This window comes from Pseudomonas sp. JY-Q (genome assembly GCF_001655295.1).
Taxonomy (GTDB): domain Bacteria; phylum Pseudomonadota; class Gammaproteobacteria; order Pseudomonadales; family Pseudomonadaceae; genus Aquipseudomonas; species Aquipseudomonas alloputida.
The window spans coordinates 2,102,797-2,122,112 of record NZ_CP011525.1; the positions used below are offsets into that span (position 1 = coordinate 2,102,797).

At 64.0% G+C, this 19,316-nt stretch carries 18 protein-coding genes; 14 read left to right on the plus strand and 4 right to left on the minus strand.

Going from position 1 to position 19,316, the window contains the following annotated elements; genetic code table 11:
- Window positions 1-2 precede the first annotated feature (2 nt).
- Genes AA098_RS09410 through AA098_RS09425 form a run of 4 tightly spaced genes read left to right on the plus strand, consistent with a single transcriptional unit; the run spans window position 3 to window position 5,117 of the window.
- Window positions 3-485 (plus strand): formate dehydrogenase subunit gamma, encoded by a 483-nt coding sequence (locus tag AA098_RS09410; RefSeq protein WP_004576760.1) that lies wholly within the window; start codon window positions 3-5, stop codon window positions 483-485.
- On the plus strand, window positions 479-2,038 hold the full coding sequence (locus AA098_RS09415; RefSeq protein WP_054889140.1) for an NADH-quinone oxidoreductase subunit NuoF: 1,560 nt from the start codon (window positions 479-481) through the stop codon (window positions 2,036-2,038). The genes AA098_RS09410 and AA098_RS09415 overlap by 7 nt, the downstream gene beginning before the upstream one ends.
- On the plus strand, window positions 2,035-4,917 hold the full coding sequence (gene fdhF, locus AA098_RS09420) for a formate dehydrogenase subunit alpha (protein WP_064614121.1): 2,883 nt from the start codon (window positions 2,035-2,037) through the stop codon (window positions 4,915-4,917). The genes AA098_RS09415 and fdhF overlap by 4 nt, the downstream gene beginning before the upstream one ends.
- A complete protein-coding gene (locus tag AA098_RS09425) occupies window positions 4,914-5,117 on the plus strand; it encodes a formate dehydrogenase subunit delta (protein ID WP_003248864.1) in 204 nt (67 codons plus the stop codon). Before fdhF ends, AA098_RS09425 begins: the two co-directional genes overlap by 4 nt.
- 113 nt (window positions 5,118-5,230) lie before the next feature.
- On the opposite strand, the gene AA098_RS09430 is transcribed toward AA098_RS09425, so the two are convergent.
- On the minus strand, window positions 5,231-6,094 hold the full coding sequence (locus tag AA098_RS09430) for a universal stress protein (protein ID WP_004576762.1): 864 nt from the start codon (window positions 6,092-6,094) through the stop codon (window positions 5,231-5,233).
- A gap of 154 nt (window positions 6,095-6,248) precedes the next feature.
- Between AA098_RS09430 and AA098_RS09435 the strand changes: the two genes are divergently transcribed.
- On the plus strand, window positions 6,249-6,866 hold the full coding sequence (locus AA098_RS09435) for a tRNA-(ms[2]io[6]A)-hydroxylase (RefSeq protein ID WP_003248869.1): 618 nt from the start codon (window positions 6,249-6,251) through the stop codon (window positions 6,864-6,866).
- A 22-nt stretch (window positions 6,867-6,888) separates the two neighbouring features.
- Here AA098_RS09435 and AA098_RS09440 read toward each other — a convergent pair whose 3' ends face one another.
- The gene (locus AA098_RS09440) at window positions 6,889-7,317 is read right to left on the minus strand and encodes a YqjD family protein (protein ID WP_012053125.1); all 429 of its coding nucleotides are present in this window, start codon (window positions 7,315-7,317) and stop codon (window positions 6,889-6,891) included.
- Window positions 7,318-7,339: 22 nt separating this feature from the next.
- Between AA098_RS09440 and AA098_RS09445 the strand changes: the two genes are divergently transcribed.
- Window positions 7,340-7,603 (plus strand): hypothetical protein, encoded by a 264-nt coding sequence (locus AA098_RS09445; RefSeq protein ID WP_003248880.1) that lies wholly within the window; start codon window positions 7,340-7,342, stop codon window positions 7,601-7,603.
- Between the two features lie 20 nt (window positions 7,604-7,623).
- Here AA098_RS09445 and AA098_RS09450 read toward each other — a convergent pair whose 3' ends face one another.
- Window positions 7,624-8,103 (minus strand): LEA type 2 family protein, encoded by a 480-nt coding sequence (locus AA098_RS09450; RefSeq protein WP_004576763.1) that lies wholly within the window; start codon window positions 8,101-8,103, stop codon window positions 7,624-7,626.
- Between the two features lie 131 nt (window positions 8,104-8,234).
- Between AA098_RS09450 and AA098_RS09455 the strand changes: the two genes are divergently transcribed.
- On the plus strand, window positions 8,235-9,359 hold the full coding sequence (locus AA098_RS09455) for a sigma-70 family RNA polymerase sigma factor (protein WP_014859685.1): 1,125 nt from the start codon (window positions 8,235-8,237) through the stop codon (window positions 9,357-9,359).
- A gap of 228 nt (window positions 9,360-9,587) precedes the next feature.
- The gene (locus AA098_RS09460) at window positions 9,588-12,014 is read left to right on the plus strand and encodes a TonB-dependent receptor (protein WP_064614122.1); all 2,427 of its coding nucleotides are present in this window, start codon (window positions 9,588-9,590) and stop codon (window positions 12,012-12,014) included.
- A gap of 809 nt (window positions 12,015-12,823) precedes the next feature.
- Here the strand turns inward: AA098_RS09460 and AA098_RS09465 are convergent.
- Entirely contained in the window at window positions 12,824-13,714 is an 891-nt protein-coding gene (locus tag AA098_RS09465) for a LysR family transcriptional regulator (RefSeq protein ID WP_054889712.1), read from the minus strand.
- A gap of 102 nt (window positions 13,715-13,816) precedes the next feature.
- Between AA098_RS09465 and AA098_RS09470 the strand changes: the two genes are divergently transcribed.
- The 6 genes from AA098_RS09470 (at window position 13,817) to AA098_RS09495 (ending at window position 19,272) form a co-directional block, all read left to right on the plus strand.
- On the plus strand, window positions 13,817-14,896 hold the full coding sequence (locus AA098_RS09470) for an extracellular solute-binding protein (protein ID WP_004576767.1): 1,080 nt from the start codon (window positions 13,817-13,819) through the stop codon (window positions 14,894-14,896).
- A gap of 25 nt (window positions 14,897-14,921) precedes the next feature.
- Window positions 14,922-15,887: an agmatinase gene (gene speB / locus AA098_RS09475; RefSeq protein WP_004576768.1), complete on the plus strand. Its 966-nt coding sequence runs from the start codon at window positions 14,922-14,924 to the stop codon at window positions 15,885-15,887.
- 155 nt (window positions 15,888-16,042) lie between these two features.
- Entirely contained in the window at window positions 16,043-16,360 is a 318-nt protein-coding gene (locus tag AA098_RS09480; protein ID WP_004576769.1) for a hypothetical protein, read from the plus strand.
- Between the two features lie 22 nt (window positions 16,361-16,382).
- Window positions 16,383-17,528 (plus strand): PQQ-dependent sugar dehydrogenase, encoded by a 1,146-nt coding sequence (locus AA098_RS09485; RefSeq protein ID WP_047604604.1) that lies wholly within the window; start codon window positions 16,383-16,385, stop codon window positions 17,526-17,528.
- A gap of 42 nt (window positions 17,529-17,570) precedes the next feature.
- On the plus strand, window positions 17,571-18,677 hold the full coding sequence (gene zapE, locus AA098_RS09490) for a cell division protein ZapE (protein ID WP_054889714.1): 1,107 nt from the start codon (window positions 17,571-17,573) through the stop codon (window positions 18,675-18,677).
- 13 nt (window positions 18,678-18,690) lie between these two features.
- Complete coding sequence (locus AA098_RS09495; protein ID WP_004576772.1) at window positions 18,691-19,272, plus strand: DinB family protein; 582 nt, start codon at window positions 18,691-18,693, stop codon at window positions 19,270-19,272.
- Window positions 19,273-19,316: the final 44 nt, after the last annotated feature.

Here is a 19,316-nt window from a genome sequence, read left to right on the forward strand (position 1 = left end):
GTATGCCTGATGAATTGCTCCACCTGCCTGTAATCCAGCGCATTCTGGCCCGCGACAAGGACACCCCGGGTGCCCTGTTGCCGATCCTGCATGCCGTCCAGCACGAGCTGGGTTACATCCCCGACGCTTCTGTTCCCGAGATCGCCCATGCCCTCAACCTCAGCCTGGCTGAAGTGCGTGGGGTTATCAGTTTTTATCACGACTTCCGCACCGCGCCGCCCGCTCGCCACACCCTGCGCCTGTGCCGTGCCGAGTCGTGCCAGAGCCGTGGCGCCGAAGCCCTCGCCGCGCAATTGCGTGAACAGTTGGCACTGGGCGACCACGGCACCAGCGCCGACGGCGCCATCAGCCTGCGCCCTGTTTATTGCCTGGGTGCCTGTGCCTGCTCGCCAGCGTTGGAGCTGGACGGCCAGGTGCACGCGCGCCTCACCCCTGAGCGCCTGCGGGACTTGGTCAATGGTTGCCGGGAGGACTCAGCATGCTGAAGCTGTATATTCCCTGTGATTCGGTAGCCCGTGCCGTGGGTGCCGATCAGGTTGCCGATGCCCTGCTGCATGAGGCCGAGCGCCGCCAGTTGCCACTGGACATCCAGCGCACCAGCTCGCGCGGGCTTTACTGGCTGGAGCCGCTGATCGAGTGCGACAGTGCGCAAGGGCGCCTGGGTTTCGGCCCGATTACGCCACACGATGTGCCGTCACTGCTTGATGCCTTGGCGGGCGAACCCGGTGGCCACTCGCTGGCACTGGGGCCGGTCGAAGAAATACCCTATCTCAAGACCCAGCAACGCTTGCTGTTCGCACGCGCGGGCATCACCCGCCCATTGTCACTGGACGACTATCGTGCCCATGGCGGTTTCGCAGGCCTCGAGGCCGCCGTGGCGCTGGACGGTGCCGAAGTGGTTGCCGCAGTACTCGACTCCGGCCTGCGTGGCCGTGGTGGTGCGGCGTTCCCGGCCGGCATCAAGTGGCGCACCGTGCGTGACGCTGGCGCCGGGCAGAAGTACGTGGTGTGCAACGCCGACGAGGGTGACTCGGGCACGTTCGCTGATCGCATGCTGATGGAAGGCGACCCCTTCCTGCTGATCGAGGGCATGATCATTGCCGGCCTCGCCGTGGGTGCCGACAAGGGCTATATCTATGTGCGCTCGGAGTATCCCGATGCCATCCGGGTACTCGACCAGGCCTTCGCCATCGCGCGTGACGCTGGCTACCTGGGTGCTGACGTAGCCGGCAGCGGCCAGGCGTTCGACCTGGAGGTGCGGGTGGGCGCCGGCGCCTATATTTGCGGCGAAGAAACCGCGCTGCTCGAATCCATCGAAGGCAAGCGTGGCATTGTCCGCGCCAAGCCACCGCTGCCTGCGCTGCAAGGGCTGTTCGGCCTGCCGACGCTGGTGCACAACGTGCTTACCCTGGCTTCGGTGCCCATCATTCTGGCCAAGGGGGCAGCGTTCTATCGCGATTTCGGCATGGGCCGCTCGCTGGGCACCATGCCGTTCCAGCTGGCCGGCAACATTCGCCAGGGTGGCCTGGTCGAGCGCGCGTTCGGCCTGACCCTGCGCGAGCTGGTGGAAGGCTACGGCGGTGGTACGGCCAGTGGCCGCCCGCTGAAGGCCGCGCAGGTCGGTGGCCCGCTTGGTGCCTGGGTACCCCCCAGCCATTTCGACACCCCACTGGACTATGAAGCGTTTGCTGCCGTGGGCGCGATGCTCGGCCACGGCGGTGTGGTGGTGGCCGACGATACGTTGAACATGGCCAGCATGGCGCGTTTCGCCCTGCAGTTCTGTGCCGAGGAGTCCTGCGGCAAGTGCACCCCGTGCCGTATCGGTTCCACCCGGGGCATGGAAGTGGTCGACCGGCTGATCGCCAGCAGCGACATCACCGAGCGCCATGACCAGGCGCTGTTGCTGCGCGACCTGTGCGACACCCTGCAGTACGGTTCGTTGTGCGCCATGGGCGGTATGACTGCCTATCCGGTGGCCAGCGCGCTCAAGTACTTCCCCGCCGATTTTGGGCTGACCACCACGGAGGCCGCACAGTGATCAATTTCTTCGACCCCGCTTGTGATAAAAGCAGCGACCTCGGCACCCCGGCCCGCGAAAGCGACGTGCAGGTCAGCCTGAGCATCGATGGCCGCGCCATCAGCGTGCCTGCTGGCACCTCGGTCATGCGCGCCGCCGCCATGCTGGGCACCAGCATCCCCAAACTGTGCGCCACCGACAGCCTCGAAGCCTTCGGCTCCTGCCGCATGTGCATGGTGGAAATCGAAGGCATGCGTGGCTACCCGGCATCCTGCACCACGCCAGTCAGTGAAGGCATGGTGGTGCGCACCGAAACCCCGCGCCTGGCCGGCCTGCGTCGCAACGTCATGGAGCTGTACATTTCCGACCACCCGCTGGACTGCCTGACCTGTTCGGCCAACGGCAACTGCGAGCTGCAGACCGTGGCCGGCCAGGTGGGCCTGCGTGAGGTGCGCTACGGCTATGACGGCGCCAACCACCTGGACGAGAAAAAAGACGTTTCCAACCCGTATTTCGACTACGAGCCGAGCAAGTGCATCGTCTGCAGCCGCTGTGTGCGCGCCTGCGAGGACATCCAGGGTACGTTCGCCCTGACCATTACCGGGCGTGGTTTCGAATCGCGGGTGGCGGCCGCGGGTGGCGAAAACTTCCTGGCTTCCGAATGCGTGTCGTGCGGCGCCTGCGTGCAGGCCTGCCCGACCGCGACCCTGACGGAAAAGAGCCTGGTGCAGCTTGGCCAGCCTGAGTGTTCGGTCATTACCACCTGCGCCTACTGCGGTGTTGGCTGCTCGTTCCGCGCCGAAATCAAGGGTGACCAGCTGGTGCGCATGGTCCCGGACAAGAACGGTGGCGCCAACCACGGCCACGCCTGCGTCAAGGGCCGCTTTGCCTGGGGCTACGCCACCCACCCGGACCGCATCACCAAACCGATGATCCGCAAGCGCCTGGAAGACCCGTGGCAGGAAGTCAGCTGGGACGAGGCCGTGACCTATGCCGCCAGCGAGTTCCGCCGCATCCAGCTCAAATACGGGCGCGACTCCATCGGCGGCATCACCTCCAGCCGCTGTACCAACGAAGAAGCCTACCTGGTGCAAAAACTGGTGCGCACGGCGTTTGGTAACAACAACGTCGACACCTGCGCACGGGTGTGCCATTCGCCCACCGGTTATGGCCTGAAGCAGACCCTGGGTGAGTCAGCCGGCACGCAAAGCTTCGACTCGGTGATGCAGGCCGACGTTGTGCTGGTGATTGGCGCCAACCCCACCGATGCGCACCCGGTGTTCGGCTCGCAGCTCAAGCGCCGCCTGCGCCAGGGGGCGCGGCTGATCGTGATCGACCCACGGCGCATCGACCTGGTCGACTCGCCGCACGCCCGCGCCGACCTGCACCTGCAACTGCGCCCGGGCACCAACGTGGCCATGCTCAACGCCCTGGCCCACGTGATCGTCACCGAGGGCCTGCTGGCCCAGCGCTTCATCGATGCCCGCTGCGAAACCGAAGACTTTGCCCGTTGGCGCGACTTCGTCAGCCTGCCAGACAACGCTCCCGAGGTGCTCGGCCCGGTTTGTGGCGTGCCACCTGAGCAGATCCGCGCTGCGGCACGGCTGTATGCCACCGGCGGCAACGCGGCCATCTACTACGGCCTGGGTGTGACCGAGCACAGCCAAGGCAGCACCGCAGTGATGGGCATTGCCAACCTGGCCATGGCCACTGGCAACATCGGCCGTGAAGGAGTAGGGGTGAACCCGCTGCGCGGGCAGAACAACGTGCAGGGCTCGTGCGACATGGGCTCGTTCCCCCACGAGCTGCCCGGCTACCGGCATGTCTCCAACGAGGGCGTGCGCGCCGAGTTCGAACGGGCCTGGGGTGTGACCTTGCAGCCTGACCCGGGTCTGCGCATTCCCAACATGTTCGAGGCGGCGCTGGATGGCAGCTTCAAGGCGCTGTACTGCCAGGGTGAGGACATCGCCCAGAGCGACCCCAATACCCAGCACGTCACGGCGGCCTTGCTCGCCATGGAGTGCGTGGTGGTGCAGGACATTTTCCTCAACGAAACTGCCAAGTTCGCCCATGTGTTCCTGCCGGGCAGTTCGTTCCTGGAAAAGGACGGCACCTTCACCAACGCCGAGCGGCGTATTTCGCGGGTGCGCAAGGTCATGGAGCCGCTGGCAGGCAAGGCCGACTGGGAAGCTACCGTGGCCCTGGCCAACGCCCTCGGCTACCCGATGAACTACCGCCACCCGTCCGAGATCATGGACGAGATCGCCCGCCTGACGCCGACCTTCCGTCGTGTCAGCTACGCGGAAATTGACCGCCATGGCAGCCTGCAGTGGCCGTGCAACGACGCTGCGCCAGACGGCACGCCGACCATGCACATCGACCAGTTCGTGCGTGGCAAGGGCCGCTTCATGCTCACCGGCTACGTGCCCACCGACGAAAAGGTCAACAACCGCTACCCGTTGCTGCTGACTACCGGTCGTATCCTCAGCCAGTACAACGTCGGCGCCCAGACCCGGCGCACTGCCAACGTTGCCTGGCATGATGCCGACCGCCTGGAGATCCACCCGACCGACGCGGAAAGCCGTGGCATCCACGACGGTGACTGGGTCGGCATCGGCAGCCGCGCCGGGCAGACTGTGCTGCGTGCCAAGGTCAGTGCGCGGGTGGCGCCGGGCGTGGTGTACACCACCTTCCACTTCCCGGAGTCGGGTGCCAACGTGATCACCACCGACAACTCCGACTGGGCCACCAACTGCCCCGAGTACAAGGTGACGGCAGTGGAGGTGGTGAAAGTGTTCCAGCCATCGCAATGGCAGAAGCGCTATCAGGACTTCAGTGATGAACAGCAGCGGCTGCTGAAAGAGCGCCGTGCTGCGGAGAAAGCCGAGGTTCGCCGATGAGCAGTGAAAACCTGGTCAAGATGGCCAACCAGATTGCCCATTACTTCGACAGCGAGCCAGACCGGGCGCTGGCGGTGCAAGGGGTGCGGCAGCATCTGAAGAGCTTCTGGACGCCGGCGATGCTCCGGCAATTGGCGGAGTGGAGCGAGGCCCACGCGGGGGAGGGGCTTGACCCGAAGGTGCGGGAGGCGTTGGTCTAGATTCCCGGGCGGCAACGGAACCTTGGGGCGGGTTTGCCTGCGAATGTGGCGTTGAAATCAATGACGCATTCGCGGGTGAACCCGCTCCTACAAGGGGCCTGCATATTGCCTACTCAGCCGCGGGCCAACTCCGCCAGGTGGGCAATGGCTTCTTCGCTCTTGAGCACCAGCACATCGCCCTCCAGCGCATCCAGCACCACTTCCGAGGTATTGCCAATCAACGCCCCGGAAATCCCCGTGCGGCACACCGTGCCTATCACGGTCACCACTGCATCGAGCTTCTTTTCGGTATGCGGAATCAACACATCCGCTGGCCCTTCGGCCACGTGCAGGCACTCATCGCTGATGCCGTATTCGGCCTGGAACGCCTTGCATGCTTCACGGTAGCGTTTTTCGATCGTATCGCTCAGCTGGTAGGCCGGGTCCGACGCTGACAGCATCGGCGACGGGTGGGCGCTGATGACATGCAGTTCTCCCTTGGCCAGTTTGGCAATCTCGAAGCCGTGGTCGATGATGCTGGCATGCAGGCGGCGGTGGTCTTCGTCCTGGTTACCCACGTCCACCGCCGCCAAAATCTTGCCCCCGGTCCACGGCCGTTCGCTCTTGACCATCAGCACGGTACCCGGGCATTGGCGCAGCAGCTTCCAGTCGCTGGGGGTGAGCAGGGCCTTTTTCAGCGGGTTGTCCGGGCGGTGTTCCTTGATCACCAGTTCGCAGCCTTCGGCCTGCTGTACATGGATGATGGTGTCGTGCAGGCTGTCGCGCCAGCCCTCTTCATGGGTGACATTGGCGTAGCCGTCATCATGCAACTGGCTGCTCAGCAGGCTGAGCAGCGCACTGTGATCATGCCGCTTGTCACACATCAGCAAGTGCAGGCGTGCGCCCGTGACGCCTGCAATCAGCTTGGCGCGCGTAAGCGCCCGGCTGTGAGCGTGCGCGGGGTCGAGGACGACGAGAATGCTGCGGACGGCTTGCATGGGCGTTAACTCCCTTCGATGATGGCGACCAATGCCTGACTATAGTCGGCGCTTCCCCCTCCAGCGCTTGATGTACATCAAGCATAGTCACTGGCATCGCCAGCCGCCGCCGGTATAATCGCCGGCCCTGCCTGTTCTGTGTGGTTGCACGCTTATGTCCCTGATCCCCGAAATCGACGCCTTTCTTGGCTGCCCGACGCCAGACGCCTGGATCGAAGCGGCGCTCGCCGACCAGGAAACCCTGCTGATCGACCACAAGAACTGCGAGTTCAAGGCCGCCAGCACGGCCTTGAGCCTGATCGCCAAGTACAACACTCACCTTGATCTGATCAACATGATGTCGCGCCTGGCCCGCGAGGAGCTGGTGCATCACGAACAGGTGTTACGCCTCATGAAGCGTCGCGGGGTGCCGTTGCGCCCGGTATCGGCGGGGCGTTACGCGTCGGGGTTGCGCCGACTGGTGCGCGCCCACGAGCCGGTCAAGCTGGTGGATACACTGGTGGTGGGGGCGTTCATCGAGGCGCGCAGTTGCGAACGTTTTGCCGCGCTGGTGCCACATCTGGATGAAGAGCTGGGCCGCTTTTACCACGGGTTGCTGAAAAGCGAAGCGCGCCATTACCAGGGCTACCTGAAACTGGCGCACAACTACGGTGATGAGGCGGACATCGCCCGCCGTGTCGAGCTGGTACGCGCTGCGGAAATGGAGCTGATCCAGTCGCCAGACCAGGAACTGCGCTTCCACAGCGGCATCCCGCAGGCTTTGGCCGCCTGATGTGCACCAGGCGGCGCAGGCCTTAACTGCGCCGGCCCAGTAGCAGGCCTACCGCCAACCCGAGGCCGGCGGAAATGGCCACGGTCTGCCAGGGGTGGCCGCCGATGTAGTCCTGAGTGGCGTCCACCACCGGTTGCGCCTTGCTGCGCACGTTGCTCGCCGCCTGGCGTGCCTGGCGCAGCTTCAGGCTCACCTGGGCGCGCAACGTCTCTGCTTCTTCGCCGACCAGTGCGGCACTGTCGTTCAGCAGTTTTTCCGATTCTTCTATCAGCGATTGCAGTTCGCTGAATACCTGGTCCTTGATCTGATCGCTGTCCGCCAGCGTGGCGTTTTTCCGGGCCATGAACTCGTCCTCGTCAATGGGGGTGATGTGAACAATGGATGCCGCCACGTCGGGAAAGTTGCGGCGGCTTTCCGGTGATGCTGTGCCTGGGTGTAAGATAGCGGCCATTTTCAAACCTGCAGGTACCTTCATGAGTTTCAATCTGGCCAACATGAGCTTCGAGGAACGGGCGCAGATCGAGGCAGAGAAGGCCCGGTTGTTCGAGATGTGGCAGAACAACCTGGGCAAAGCCAAGGGCGAAGCCGCCCGGCTGATTGCCGAAAAGCCACGGCGCAAAGGCAAATGGGCCGAGTGGGTGCGCGCCGAACTGGACGGCATGACGCCGCCTGAATACGCCAGCATGGTGCGCAGCGAAGTCAACAAGCTGATGGCCGCAGCCAGCGCCAACCGCTGAGCACACCCGCCCGGCGCTTATCAGTAGGTGCCCTTGGGCAGGTCCAGCTTGCCTTCATCGGTAAAACGCACGGTCCCCAGCGGCCCGCCGGCCAGTTTGCCGCGCAGCTTGTAGGGTAGACCCTGCAGCGAATCTACCTTGCCCAGCCCATAGGCCTGGCGCAGGAAGGAAAACGCCGTGATGCTTACCGGCACCACGATCACCGCTTCGTCGTAGCGGCCAATGTGCCCCTGCTGGTCACTGACACCAGCGGCCAGCGGCTGGCCGTTCACTTCCAGGTTCAAGGCGATGCCGTTGTAATCGATCGGTGACTCATTGGGGTTTTGCACCCGCATTTTCACCGCCATGCGCAGTTCCAGCTCCTGCCCGGGCAGTGGTTCGATGCCGATCACGCTGATGTTCACCGGGTCGCGTGGCTGGAGCAGCGCACAGGCCGCGAGGCCAAAGGCCATCAGCAGGACCAGAAACAGGCGGGTGTATCGGTACAGACGGGCAGTCATGGGCTGTGACCTTGCCGGAGTGGAGCTGGCAGTGTGGCAAATGCGCGTCGACGTTGAAAGTATCGGTTCATATGAAAGATACTGTTTCTCATTAACGCCCGATAACCTCTCTTGCTGGCTGTTCCCCAATCATGCTGACTTCACCCATGTCGGGCCTGCTGGCAAGCTTCCAGGAGCACTACGACGACCTGCTGCAGTTTCTGACGCGGCGCATGAGCGACCGTCAGCGCGCGGCCGATGTGGCGCAGGAAACCTACCTGAAGCTGGTGAACATCGACGAGCAGGCGGTCCCGGTGGTGCACGCGCGCAGTTTCATCTTCCGTGTGGCCGGCAACCTGGCGATTGACGCCTTGCGCCGTGAGCAACGCATCGCCGCCAGCCACGACGACAGCGACGGAGCCTGTGAGGTGGCCTGTCCGGCGCCGGCACCCGAGGCGGCGTTGCTGGCCCGCGAGCGCTTGCAGATTCTTGACCAGGCCCTGTTGCAGTTGCCCGACAATGCCCGCCAGGCGCTGTTGCTCAACCGTGTCGAGGGCCTGACCCAGAAGCAGGTCGCTCAACGCCTGGGGGTTTCCGAGAGCATGGTGGCAAAGTATATCGGCCAGGCCTTGCGCCATTGCCGCGGCCGGCTGAAGCAGGCGGGTGTGGCGGCATCGGTGGTGTTGCTGGTCGCCGCCGTGGCGGGTTGGCAGCAAGCCCCGATGCTGCTGGCCGATTACCACACCGCCGTGGGCGAGCGGCAGGTCATTACCCTGGCAGATGGCACACGGGTGACGCTGAACAGCGCCAGTGCCTTGAGCGTGGCGTTCAGCGAGCATGAGCGGCGTGTGGTACTGGATGCGGGTGAGGCGCTGTTCGAGACCGCCGATGATTCACGTCCGTTCGTGGTCGAAACGGCCGGTGCGCGGGTGCAGGGCAATGCCGCCACCTTCAGCGTGCACCGCGATGGCCACGTCGTGTTGGCACGCGGTGAAGCCAAGGTGGGTGAACATGAACTGGCGGTGGCGGCCGATGCCGGCACGCAGATGGCCTGGCAGCGTGGCAAGCTGATCTTCAACGGCAAGCCGCTGGGGCAGGTGCTGACGGAGCTTGAGCGATACCGGCATGGGCGCATTGTGTTGTCCGACAGCAAGCTGGCTGCGATGGAGGTGAGCGGGGTGTTTGACCTGGATGAACCTGAGGCCCTGTTGCGGACGTTGGAGCAGCGGTATGGCCTGAAGGTGACCTACCTGCCATGGTTGGCCGTGGTGCATTGATCAGCCTGTGCCGGCCTCTCAACGGGCAAGCCCGTTCCTGCACAGGTCGCACAACTTTCAGGCGGACGCAGTCGTTGCAGGAGCGGGCTTGCCCGCGAAGAGGCCGGACAGAAACAAAAATATTTTCCATTTGCCACTGCAAGTTCCTGCAAGCCAGATCGTCGTAGTGAGACTGATCAGCAACCCATTCTCATTTACGACTTGTCAGGAAGCTCATTCGTGCCTCTGATGCTCAAGCCCTTGCACCGCCGTCGCGGTCCTTTTCACCATGCCTTGATGTCTTGCAGTGCCATGGCCCTGTTGCTCGGCCCCCTGCACGCAGGGGCCGCGACGACTGCCGAACAGACCCAGATGCAAGCTCGCCAGGTCCAGCTCGACCTGCCAGCCCAGCCGCTGGACCAGGCGCTGACCACCTTCGCCGACCAAGCCGGCCTGCACCTGCTGTACACCACAGGCGATGTCGCCGGCCAGGTCAGCCCGGCGTTGCAGGGCAACTACAGTGTCGAGCAGGCCCTGCAGCAGTTGTTGGCCGGCAGCGGCATGAGCTGGCAGTTCAGCGAGGCTCGCACCGTCACCCTGCGCAAGGCCGAGGCCGCGCCGCAGGCGGTCAACCTCAAGCCGATCGAAGTCAGCGTAGCCTCACGCACCAGCACTGCCATCAGCGAAATCCCTGGGACCGTCTGGGTGGTCGACCAGCAGCAATTGCGCGAGCAGATCGACAGCGGCGTCAGCCTGAAGGAAGCCATCGGCAAGCTGGTACCGGGCCTTGACCTGGCGCCGGAAGGGCGCACCAATTACGGCCAGAACATGCGTGGGCGCAACGTGCTGGTGATGATCGACGGGGTCAGCCAGAACAGCTCCCGCGGCCTGTCGCGCCAGTTCGACAGCATTTCGCCGTTCAACGTCGAGCGCGTCGAAGTGCTGTCTGGCGCCAGCGCCATCTACGGCGGTGGCGCCACTGGCGGCATCATCAACATCGTGACCAAAAAGGGCGAGCCTGGCCCGGCGCGCTTCGAGACCCAGTTGGGGGCCAGCAGCGGTTTCAACAACAGCGACGACCTGGCCACCCGCTTCGCCCAGTCGGTTAGCGGCGGCAACGAACGGGTCAATGCCCGGTTGGGCGTTTCCGGTGAGCAGAACGAAGCCTTCTACGATGGTGCTGGCGACCAGATCTTCATCGACAACACCCAGACCGACCTGCAGTACAACCGCACCATCGACGTACTCGGTACCTTGGGCCTGCAGCTGAACGACCAGCAGAGCCTCGACCTGTTGGCCCAGTACTACGACTCGGGCAACCACGGCAGCACGGGTATCTACTTCCCCAACCTGAACTACAACGCGCCATCCGACCTGGAAGACGCCGAGCTGCGCAGCGGTTATTCATCGGACCTGGAGCCGCGTACGCGGCGCTTGCTGCTCAACGCCAATTACCACCACACCGACGTGCTGGGCCAGGACTTCTACCTGCAGGCCTCGTACCGCAAGGAAGACGACAACTTCTACCCGTTCCCGTACTACAACCGTGCCACGCCCACCGGCTCGCGCGGGGTGTACTTTGCCGCCTCGCAGCAAAACTTCGAAGTTACCAGCCTCAAGGGCCTGTTTGCCAAACAGTGGGATACGCTGAAGCTGACCTACGGCGTCGACCTGGACCGCGAGCGCTTCAACGCCGAGCAGACCACCTTCAACGCCCAGACCTCGTCCGAGTCGGGTGGCCTTGAGCTGGAAAAAGACAGCAAGGCCGCACGCTACCCCAGCTACCGGGTGGATGGTGTGTCGGTGTATGCCCAGCTGGACTGGCATGCCACCGACAACCTGACATTGTCCGGTGGTGCCCGGCGGCAGCAGATGGACGTGGATGTCAGCGACTTCAAGGGCGTGCCAGGTGGCAGTAACGACTATCAGGTCAACCTGTTCAACGTCGGTGCCATCTACGACTTCAAGAACGGCCACCAGGTGTGGAGCAACTATGGCGAAGGCTTCGACCTGCCTGACCCGGCCAAGTACTACGGCAAGCCGGGTCTGAGCGTGGCCGATAACCCGTTGGCCGGTATCAAGAGCCGCCAGGTGGAAGTGGGCTGGCGCTATGCCGACCTGGATTGGGATGCACAGGCAGCGCTGTACTACATCTGGTCGGACAAGATCATCAACGTCGATTCGCAAACGCTGACCATCGACGTGGAAGAGCAGAAAAGCCGCGACTTTGGCTTTGAAGGTGCACTGACCCGGCACTTCCAGACCGGCTGGGAAACCGGCGGCACATTGCACATGACACGCTCCGAGGAAGAGGCCGAGGACGGCGGCTGGATCAAGCGCGATGCCCGTTATGCCTCGTTGTCCAAGGCCACCGCATTTGTCGGCTGGAAGGGCGATGGCCGCAGTGTACGGTTGCAGGCCAACCATGCCTTCAGCCTGAAGGACGATGCCGATCACGAGATTGACGGTTACACCACCTTCGACCTGCTGGGCAGCCAAGACACCGGTTTCGGCACCGTCAGTGCCGGTATCCAGAACGTGCTGGACAAGCAGTACAGCACGGTATGGGGACAGCGTGCGACGTTGTTCTATTCGCCGACCTACGGGCCGGCGTATCTGTATGACTACCAGGGGCGTGGGCGGACCTACACGCTGAGCTGGAGCATGGCTTACTGATTGTGGTGGCCTGAACGGGCCTGTTCGCGGAGGCAACGGTGAACGGCGGGTGGGTGAACGGCGGGTGGAGATTGGCCAGCAGGGCCGGCCTCTTCGCGGGTAAACCCGCTCCTACACGACGGTGCCTGTGCCCAGCCACCGATGCTTGTCCACCCTCGATCCGGCGTAGGAGCGGGTTTACCCGCGAATACGGTAGCGGCGTCAACGGTGAACGCCTGGTGGAGATTGGCCAGCAGGGCCGGCCCCTTCGCGGGTGAGCCCGCTCCTACACGACGGCCTGTGCCCAGCCACCGACCTGTGTCCACCCCCGATCCGGCGTAGGAGCGGGTTTACCCGCGAATACGGTAGCGGCGGCAACGGTGAACGTCTGGTGGAGATTGGCCAGCAGGGCCGGCCTCTTCGCGGGTAAACCCGCTCCTACACGACGGTGCCTGTGCCCAGCCACCGATGCTTGTCCACCCTCGATCCGGCGTAGGAGCGGGTTTACCCGCGAATACGGTAGCGGCGTCAACGGTGAACGCCTGGTGGAGATTGGCCAGCAGGGCCGGCCCCTTCGCGGGTGAACCCGCTCCTACACGACGGCCTGTGCCCAGCCACCGACCTGTGTCCACCCCCGATCCGGCGTAGGAGCGGGTTTACCCGCGAATACGGTAGCGGCGGCAACGGTGAACGTCTGGTGGAGATTGGCCAGCAGGGCCGGCCCTTTCGCGGGTAAACCCGCTCCTACACGACGGTGCCTGTGCCCAGCCACCGACAGGTGTCCACCACCGATCCGGTGTAGGCGCGGGTTCACCCGCGAAGGGGCCGGTTCAGGCAAACGCCGCCAGCAAATCCTGCGCAAATACATGGGCTGCCTCTCCAACCCCCTGTGCCCGGTGCCGGGCCAAGGTGAACGGCACCCCAAAATCAAGCTCAGGGTCCAGCGCCCATAACAGCCCCTCGGCCTCCCAGCCCTGTGCACAGTGGCATGGCAAGTAGCCAATATGCCGCCCAGACAGAATGAACGTCAGCACGCTTTCGATCTGCTCCGCCACTGCCGTGCTGCGTCTGCTCTGGAATGGTTCGCCCCCTTTGAGAAAACGGTACGGATGGCGCACCTGGTCCATGTCCAGCAACCGCTCAAGCCCAACATCCGTCTCGCCATACAGCACATGCCCCTTGCCGCAATACAGCCGCTGGCGCTCCGCGAACAAGGGCTGGTAATCAAAGGCCGCCTGGTTGCCGGAAAAGTAGCTGATGGCATAGTCCAGTCGCTGCTCCAGCAACAGCCGTTCCAGCTCCGCCGGCGGTGCACTGACAAGCTCCAGTTGCACCGATTCTTCTCGCCTGCGAAATGCCGCAATGGCCGCCGCCAGTTTCAGGCTCACCGCCTTGTCCTGATTTTCCGCCATGCCTATGCGCACAGTTCCCAGCAGCCGCCCGGCAACGCCGTTGGCCTGCTGGCGAAACTGCTCGATGTTCAGCAGCAGCCCACGCGCCGCCTCCAATAGCAATTCACCTTTTTCCGTCAGGCGAAAACCACCCTTGCCGCGGCTGCACAGGCGGTAACCCAAGCGTGCCTCCAATTGCGCCATGCGCTGGCTGATGGTGGGCTGGCTCAGGCCCAGCACGCCTTGAGCGGCGCTGAAGCCACCTGCCTCGACTACAGTGACGAACAGCCGCAGCAGGTGCAGGTCGGGGTCGTGCACTTGTCCGAGCATTACATTGCTCCTGATGAATGTCAGCTTTGCAAACTTGCCATTTGTGCAATGTAACCCGGCTGGCATGCTCGCGGCATCCACCCATTTACCGAGGTGTCCGCCATGCGTCGATCGTTGTGCCTTTTGTCTCTGGTTCTGGCCCTGCCGCTGCAGGCCGAAGAAAAGGTCGTCAATCTCTACAGCTGGGCCGATTACGTCGCCCCGCAAACCTTGCAGCGCTTCGAACAGGAAACGGGCTACAAGGTGCGTTACGACACCTTTGACACCCCCGAGGTGCTGGAAACCAAGCTGTTGACCGGTGGTAGCGGCTACGACGTGGTGGTGCCGTCGTCCACCGTGCTGGCCCGAGCGCTCAAGGCCAATGCCCTGCAACCGCTGAACGCTCAGGCCATGCCTGGCTATGGCAACCTCGACAAGGACCTGCTGGGCAAACTGGCCGAGGTTGACCCCGGCAACCGCCATGCTGTGCCGTACACCTGGGGCACGCTGGGCCTGGGGGTAAATGTGGAGGCAGTACGCCAGCGCCTTGGCGATGTACCGCTGGACAGCCTCGACCTGTTGTTCAAGCCCGAGTACGCCACCCGCCTGAAGGGTTGCGGCATCGCTTTGCCTGACTCGCCCCAGGAGGTGATCGGCGTAGCCCTGAACTACCTGGGCAAGGACCCTTACAGCCAGAACAAGGATGACCTGGCTGCCGCGCAGAACCTGCTCAGCCAGTTGCAGCCGTCGGTCAGCTACGTTGCCAACGGCCGGCAGATCAACGACCTGGCCAATGGCAGCGTGTGCCTGGCGCTGACCTACAACGGTGATGCCGCGATGGCCGCCGACCAGGCCCGTCGTGCCGGCAAGCCGTTCGAGGTGATCTACCGCATCCCCCGCGAAGGCACGCTGGTATGGCAGGACAACCTGGTCATCCCCAAGGACGCCCCGCACCCCGAGGCCGCACGGGCGTTCATCGCCTTCATGCTCAAGCCAGAGTCGGTGGCAGCGCTGACCAACACGCTGTTCTTCGCCAATGCCAACCAGGCTGCCACGCCGCTGGTGGACGAAGCGGTGCGCAACGACCCGGATATCTATCCGTCGGCCGAGGTGCGTCAGCGCCTGTATGCCGACCGCAGCATGGCCTTGGCCGACCTGCGACAACGCAACCGTCTGTGGACCGCCTTCCGCAGCCGGCAGTAGCCCATGACAATCAAGGAGCCCGACCGTGGACCAAGCCGCAAGCAATGACCAGGCCATGACCCGCGATAGCCTGTATGGTACCGCCGCAGAAAGCACCTACGCCGGTGTTGTCAGTTTTTCCCGCCGCCGCTACAGCCGCGACTTGCGCGGTGTGGATGTGGTGGTCAGCGGTGTGCCGTTCGACACGGCCACCAGTAACCGCCCCGGCGCGCGCTTCGGCCCGCGGGCGATCCGTGCTGCCTCGGTCCAGCAGGCCTGGGCCCGCCACTGGCCGTGGGCGTTCGACCCGTTCGACCACCTGGCGGTCATCGACTATGGCGACTGCCCCTTCGACAGCGGCACGCCGCAGTCGGTACCGGACAGCATCGAGGCCCATGCCGAGCACATTCTGCAGGCGGGTTGCGCCATGCTGACCCTTGGTGGCGACCACTTCATCAGCTACCCGCTGCTCAAGGCTCACGCCCGCCGCCATGGCCCGCTGGCGCTGATCCATTTCGATGCGCACAGTGACACCTGGCCGGACGAGGCGGGTAAGCGCATCGACCACGGCACCATGTTCTGGCATGCCGCCCGCGAAGGCCTGGTTGACCCGGCCCACTCGGTGCAGATTGGCCTGCGCACGACCAATGACGACAGCCAGGGCTTTGCCATTCTCGACGCCAGGCAGGTGCACCGCCAAGGCACAGAGGCGGTGATTGCAGCGATTCGCCAGCGGGTGGGCGAGCGGCCGGTGTACCTGACCTTCGACATCGACTGCCTCGACCCGGCCTACGCGCCCGGTACCGGAACGCCGGTGTGTGGCGGGCTGAGCACGGTGCAGGCGCTGGAGATTCTGGGTGGGCTGCGTGGCATCAACCTGGTAGGCATGGACTTGGTGGAAGTGGCGCCAGCCTATGACCATGCCGATATCACTGCATTGGCCGGGGCAACCCTGGCCATGGAGATGCTGTGCCTGTATGCGGCGCGGCACAAGGTGGATAACGGCCAGTAGAAGGTTGCGGCCATTGGAGGGCGAAGCAGCCCTCCGCGGCCCATACTGAAACATCAGGAATCAACTCCACCCGCATTCACACTTTTGCCGCGAACCCCTCGCGCCTTAGGCTATCAAACCCACCAGGCGCGGCATTTTCGTACAGGAGGTGAAGCATGACCCCGACATTGCCCATCCTGGCCCTCAGCCTGGCGCTGTGCCTGCCCGCGCACGCAGCTGCGCAGCAGCCCGTGCAACATGCTGTCGGCAACAGCAACCCTTACAACAGCCCGATCCAGCGGGCCAACCCCAACAGTCGTCAAGGCAGCATGCCAGCTACGCCTCCGGTACGTGGCCCGTCCACCGACCCGTACCAGCGCCCACCCACCCTGGACAACCGCGGCATCGGCAATGGCGACAACCTGCGCCGTCAGCAGCAAACCCCGAACCTGGAACCCACCCGGCCACCGCGCGACAACCCTCGTGCGCCTTAAGCCCACTTGAAAGGAATCCGGCATGCTTCGAGCACCCTGGCTAGTCACCCTGACCGCCGCCGCGCTGTTGCCACTGTGGGCGCATGCGGCGGCCGAACAGCGGTTCCCCAGCGAAGAAGGCACCTTGATCGTCGACACGCTTGCCGATGGCCTGCGCAACCCCTGGGCCCTGGCCTTCCTGCCCGGTGGCAAGGACATGCTGGTGACCGAGCGCGCCGGCAACCTGCGGCTGGTCAATGCCGAAGGCAAGGTCGGCCCGCCGATCAGCGGTGTACCCAAGGTCTGGGCCGAAGGCCAGGGCGGCTTGCTGGATGTGGCACTGTCACCGGAGTTCGGCAAGGACCGCACCGTTTACCTGTCCTACGCCGAGGAGGGCAGTGACGGCAAGGCCGGTACTGCGGTCGGCCGCGGGCAGCTGTCCGAGGACCGCGCCCGGCTGGAGCATTTCACCGTGATCTTCCGCCAGCTGCCCAAGCTGTCGGTGGGTAACCACTTCGGCTCGCGGCTGGTGTTCGACCGCAATGGCTACCTGTTCATCGCCCTGGGCGAGAATAACCAACGCCCCACTGCCCAGGACCTGGACAAGTTGCAAGGCAAGGTCGTGCGTATTCTGCCGGACGGCGAAGTGCCCAAAGACAACCCCTTCGTCGGCAAGGACAACGTGCGCCCGGAGATCTGGTCGTACGGCCACCGTAATCAGCAAGGCGCCGCGCTCAACCCCTGGACAGGCCAGCTGTGGACCCACGAACACGGCCCGCGCGGAGGGGATGAAATCAACATTCCAAAGCCTGGCAAGAACTATGGTTGGCCGATTGCGACCCACGGCATCAACTACTCGCTGCTGCCCATCCCCGAGGCCAAGGGCGAGCATGTAGACGGCATGGTCGACCCGCACCATGTATGGGAAAAGTCACCGGGTATCAGCGGTATGGCATTCTACGACAGCCCAACGTTCAAGGCCTGGGACCACAATCTGTTCATAGGGGCGCTGGCCACGCAGGAATTGATCCGCTTGCAACTGGAGGGCGACAAGGTGGTGCACGAAGAGCGGTTGCTCGGTGACCTGAAGGCGCGTATCCGTGATGTGCGGATGGGGCCAGATGGTTACCTGTATGTACTGACCGATGACAAGGACGGCGCGCTACTCAAGGTCGGCCTGGCCGACTGACGCGCGCCTGCACCGAGGGTGACAGTCGGGTAGAATGCGGCCATGGCCATCGACCCCCAAACCCTCTACCAGCAAGCCCTGAGCACTCGGGGCTACGTCGCTGACCCCGCCCAGGCCCGCGTCGTCGAGGCCTTGCAAGCCTGCTTCCAGTCCCTCGAGCAGGGCCGCCCCACCCAAGGCCTCTACCTCTGGGGCCCGGTCGGGCGCGGCAAGACCTGGCTGATGGACCAGTTCCACCAGTGTCTGCGCATACCGAGCCGGCGCCAGCACTTTCATCACTTCATGGCCTGGGTGCATCAACGCCTGTTTCAGCTCAACGGCACCGCCGACCCGCTATTGGCCCTGGCGGCGGAGCTGGCGCGGCAAATCCGTGTGCTGTGCTTTGATGAACTGTTCGTCAACGACATCGGTGATGCGATCATCCTCGGCCGCCTGTTCCAGGTATTGTTCGATCAGGGCGTGGTGATTGTTGCCACTTCCAACCAGCCACCGGAGCAGCTCTACCGCGATGGTTTCAACCGCGAGCGGTTCCTGCCGGCCATCGCCGCCATTGGTCGTCACATGCAGGTCCTGCCGGTAGCGGGCGAGCAGGATCACCGCCTGCACCCCGGTGAAGCGCGGCAGCGCTATTGGGTAGCCGAGGCAGGGCAGACCAGCCCGTTGGCCGAGGTGTTTCGCCAGCTCAGCCCCGAAGACGCCGGCACGGATCAGCCCTTGATTATTGGCTCAAGGCACATTCACGTCGTGCGTCGCAGTGAGCAGGCTATCTGGTGTCGTTTCACCGATCTGTGCGATCAACCCTTGGCGGCCATGGAGTTCATGGCCTTGTGCGACCGTTTTCCCTCGATTCTGGTCTCCGGCATTCCGGCGCTGGGCGGGGAACAGCGGGCGGGGCGTATTGCCCGAGGCACCGAAGATGGCGCGGCGAGGGTCGTGGCGGGTGACCGTGAACTGCCGGCGCTGTCGCCCAAGGACGATGCGGTTCGCCGCTTCATTGCCCTGGTCGACGAATGCTATGACCGTCGGGTGGCGTTGTACCTGGAGGCACAGGTGCCGCTCGATGCCCTCTACACTCAAGGGTATCTGGCGTTCCCGTACCAGCGCACCCTGAGCCGGCTACGGGAGATGCAACTGCAACGCTTCGCCTGAAAAGGAGCCGACCATGCAGCCGCTATCGCATCATCTGCTGACCCAGGCCTATAACAATGGCTGGGCCAACCACCGCCTGTACAAGGCCTGCCTGCAACTGACCCAGGACGAGTTCGTCGCCCCGCGTTGCAGCTTCTTCCCGTCGATCAAGGCCACCCTCAACCACTTGCTGACGGTGGACTGGTTTTACCTGCATATGCTCGAGTGCGAGCAGCGCGGCGAGCAGCCCGATGCCGACGGCGAACGCTTTTTCGACCCGGAGCAGCCGTTTGCCACCTGCACCGATCTGCATGCCGAGCAGGCCCAGGCTGACCACCGTTTGATCGCCTACTGCCGGGGGCTGAGTGATGGCGACCTTGGCCGCTATGTGAGCGTCGTGCGGCCCGATCGGGTGCAGCGCGAGCAGCGGCTGCGGTTGCTGGCGCATCTGTTCGAACATCAGGTGCATCACCGTGGGCAGGTGCACGCAATGCTCAGTGATACAGCGGTCAGGCCACCACAGCTGGATGAGTTTTTCTGCGAAGAAGAGGCCGAGTTGCGGGCGGGCGACTTTGCCGAGCTGGGCTGGACGGAAGCGCAGGTCTGGAACGTGTAAAGGAACCCTGTGGCAGCAGCGGGCGTGCGCAAAATCCCAAAGCC

What these genes read in the sequence shown, in the direction of transcription:
- AA098_RS09495 (WP_004576772.1), top strand. Translation starts at nt 18,691, where the DNA reads ATGCAGCCGCTATCGCATCATCTGCTGACCCAGGCCTATAACAATGGC.
- AA098_RS09485 (WP_047604604.1), top strand. Translation starts at nt 16,383, where the DNA reads ATGCTTCGAGCACCCTGGCTAGTCACCCTGACCGCCGCCGCGCTGTTG.
- AA098_RS09425 (WP_003248864.1), top strand. Translation starts at nt 4,914, where the DNA reads ATGAGCAGTGAAAACCTGGTCAAGATGGCCAACCAGATTGCCCATTAC.
- AA098_RS09415 (WP_054889140.1), top strand. Translation starts at nt 479, where the DNA reads ATGCTGAAGCTGTATATTCCCTGTGATTCGGTAGCCCGTGCCGTGGGT.
- zapE (WP_054889714.1), top strand. Translation starts at nt 17,571, where the DNA reads ATGGCCATCGACCCCCAAACCCTCTACCAGCAAGCCCTGAGCACTCGG.
- AA098_RS09440 (WP_012053125.1), bottom strand. Translation starts at nt 7,317, where the DNA reads ATGGCCGCTATCTTACACCCAGGCACAGCATCACCGGAAAGCCGCCGC.
- AA098_RS09410 (WP_004576760.1), top strand. Translation starts at nt 3, where the DNA reads ATGCCTGATGAATTGCTCCACCTGCCTGTAATCCAGCGCATTCTGGCC.
- AA098_RS09435 (WP_003248869.1), top strand. Translation starts at nt 6,249, where the DNA reads ATGTCCCTGATCCCCGAAATCGACGCCTTTCTTGGCTGCCCGACGCCA.
- AA098_RS09480 (WP_004576769.1), top strand. Translation starts at nt 16,043, where the DNA reads ATGACCCCGACATTGCCCATCCTGGCCCTCAGCCTGGCGCTGTGCCTG.
- AA098_RS09430 (WP_004576762.1), bottom strand. Translation starts at nt 6,094, where the DNA reads ATGCAAGCCGTCCGCAGCATTCTCGTCGTCCTCGACCCCGCGCACGCT.
- AA098_RS09470 (WP_004576767.1), top strand. Translation starts at nt 13,817, where the DNA reads ATGCGTCGATCGTTGTGCCTTTTGTCTCTGGTTCTGGCCCTGCCGCTG.
- AA098_RS09460 (WP_064614122.1), top strand. Translation starts at nt 9,588, where the DNA reads ATGCTCAAGCCCTTGCACCGCCGTCGCGGTCCTTTTCACCATGCCTTG.
- AA098_RS09455 (WP_014859685.1), top strand. Translation starts at nt 8,235, where the DNA reads ATGCTGACTTCACCCATGTCGGGCCTGCTGGCAAGCTTCCAGGAGCAC.
- AA098_RS09445 (WP_003248880.1), top strand. Translation starts at nt 7,340, where the DNA reads ATGAGTTTCAATCTGGCCAACATGAGCTTCGAGGAACGGGCGCAGATC.
- AA098_RS09450 (WP_004576763.1), bottom strand. Translation starts at nt 8,103, where the DNA reads ATGACTGCCCGTCTGTACCGATACACCCGCCTGTTTCTGGTCCTGCTG.
- AA098_RS09465 (WP_054889712.1), bottom strand. Translation starts at nt 13,714, where the DNA reads ATGCTCGGACAAGTGCACGACCCCGACCTGCACCTGCTGCGGCTGTTC.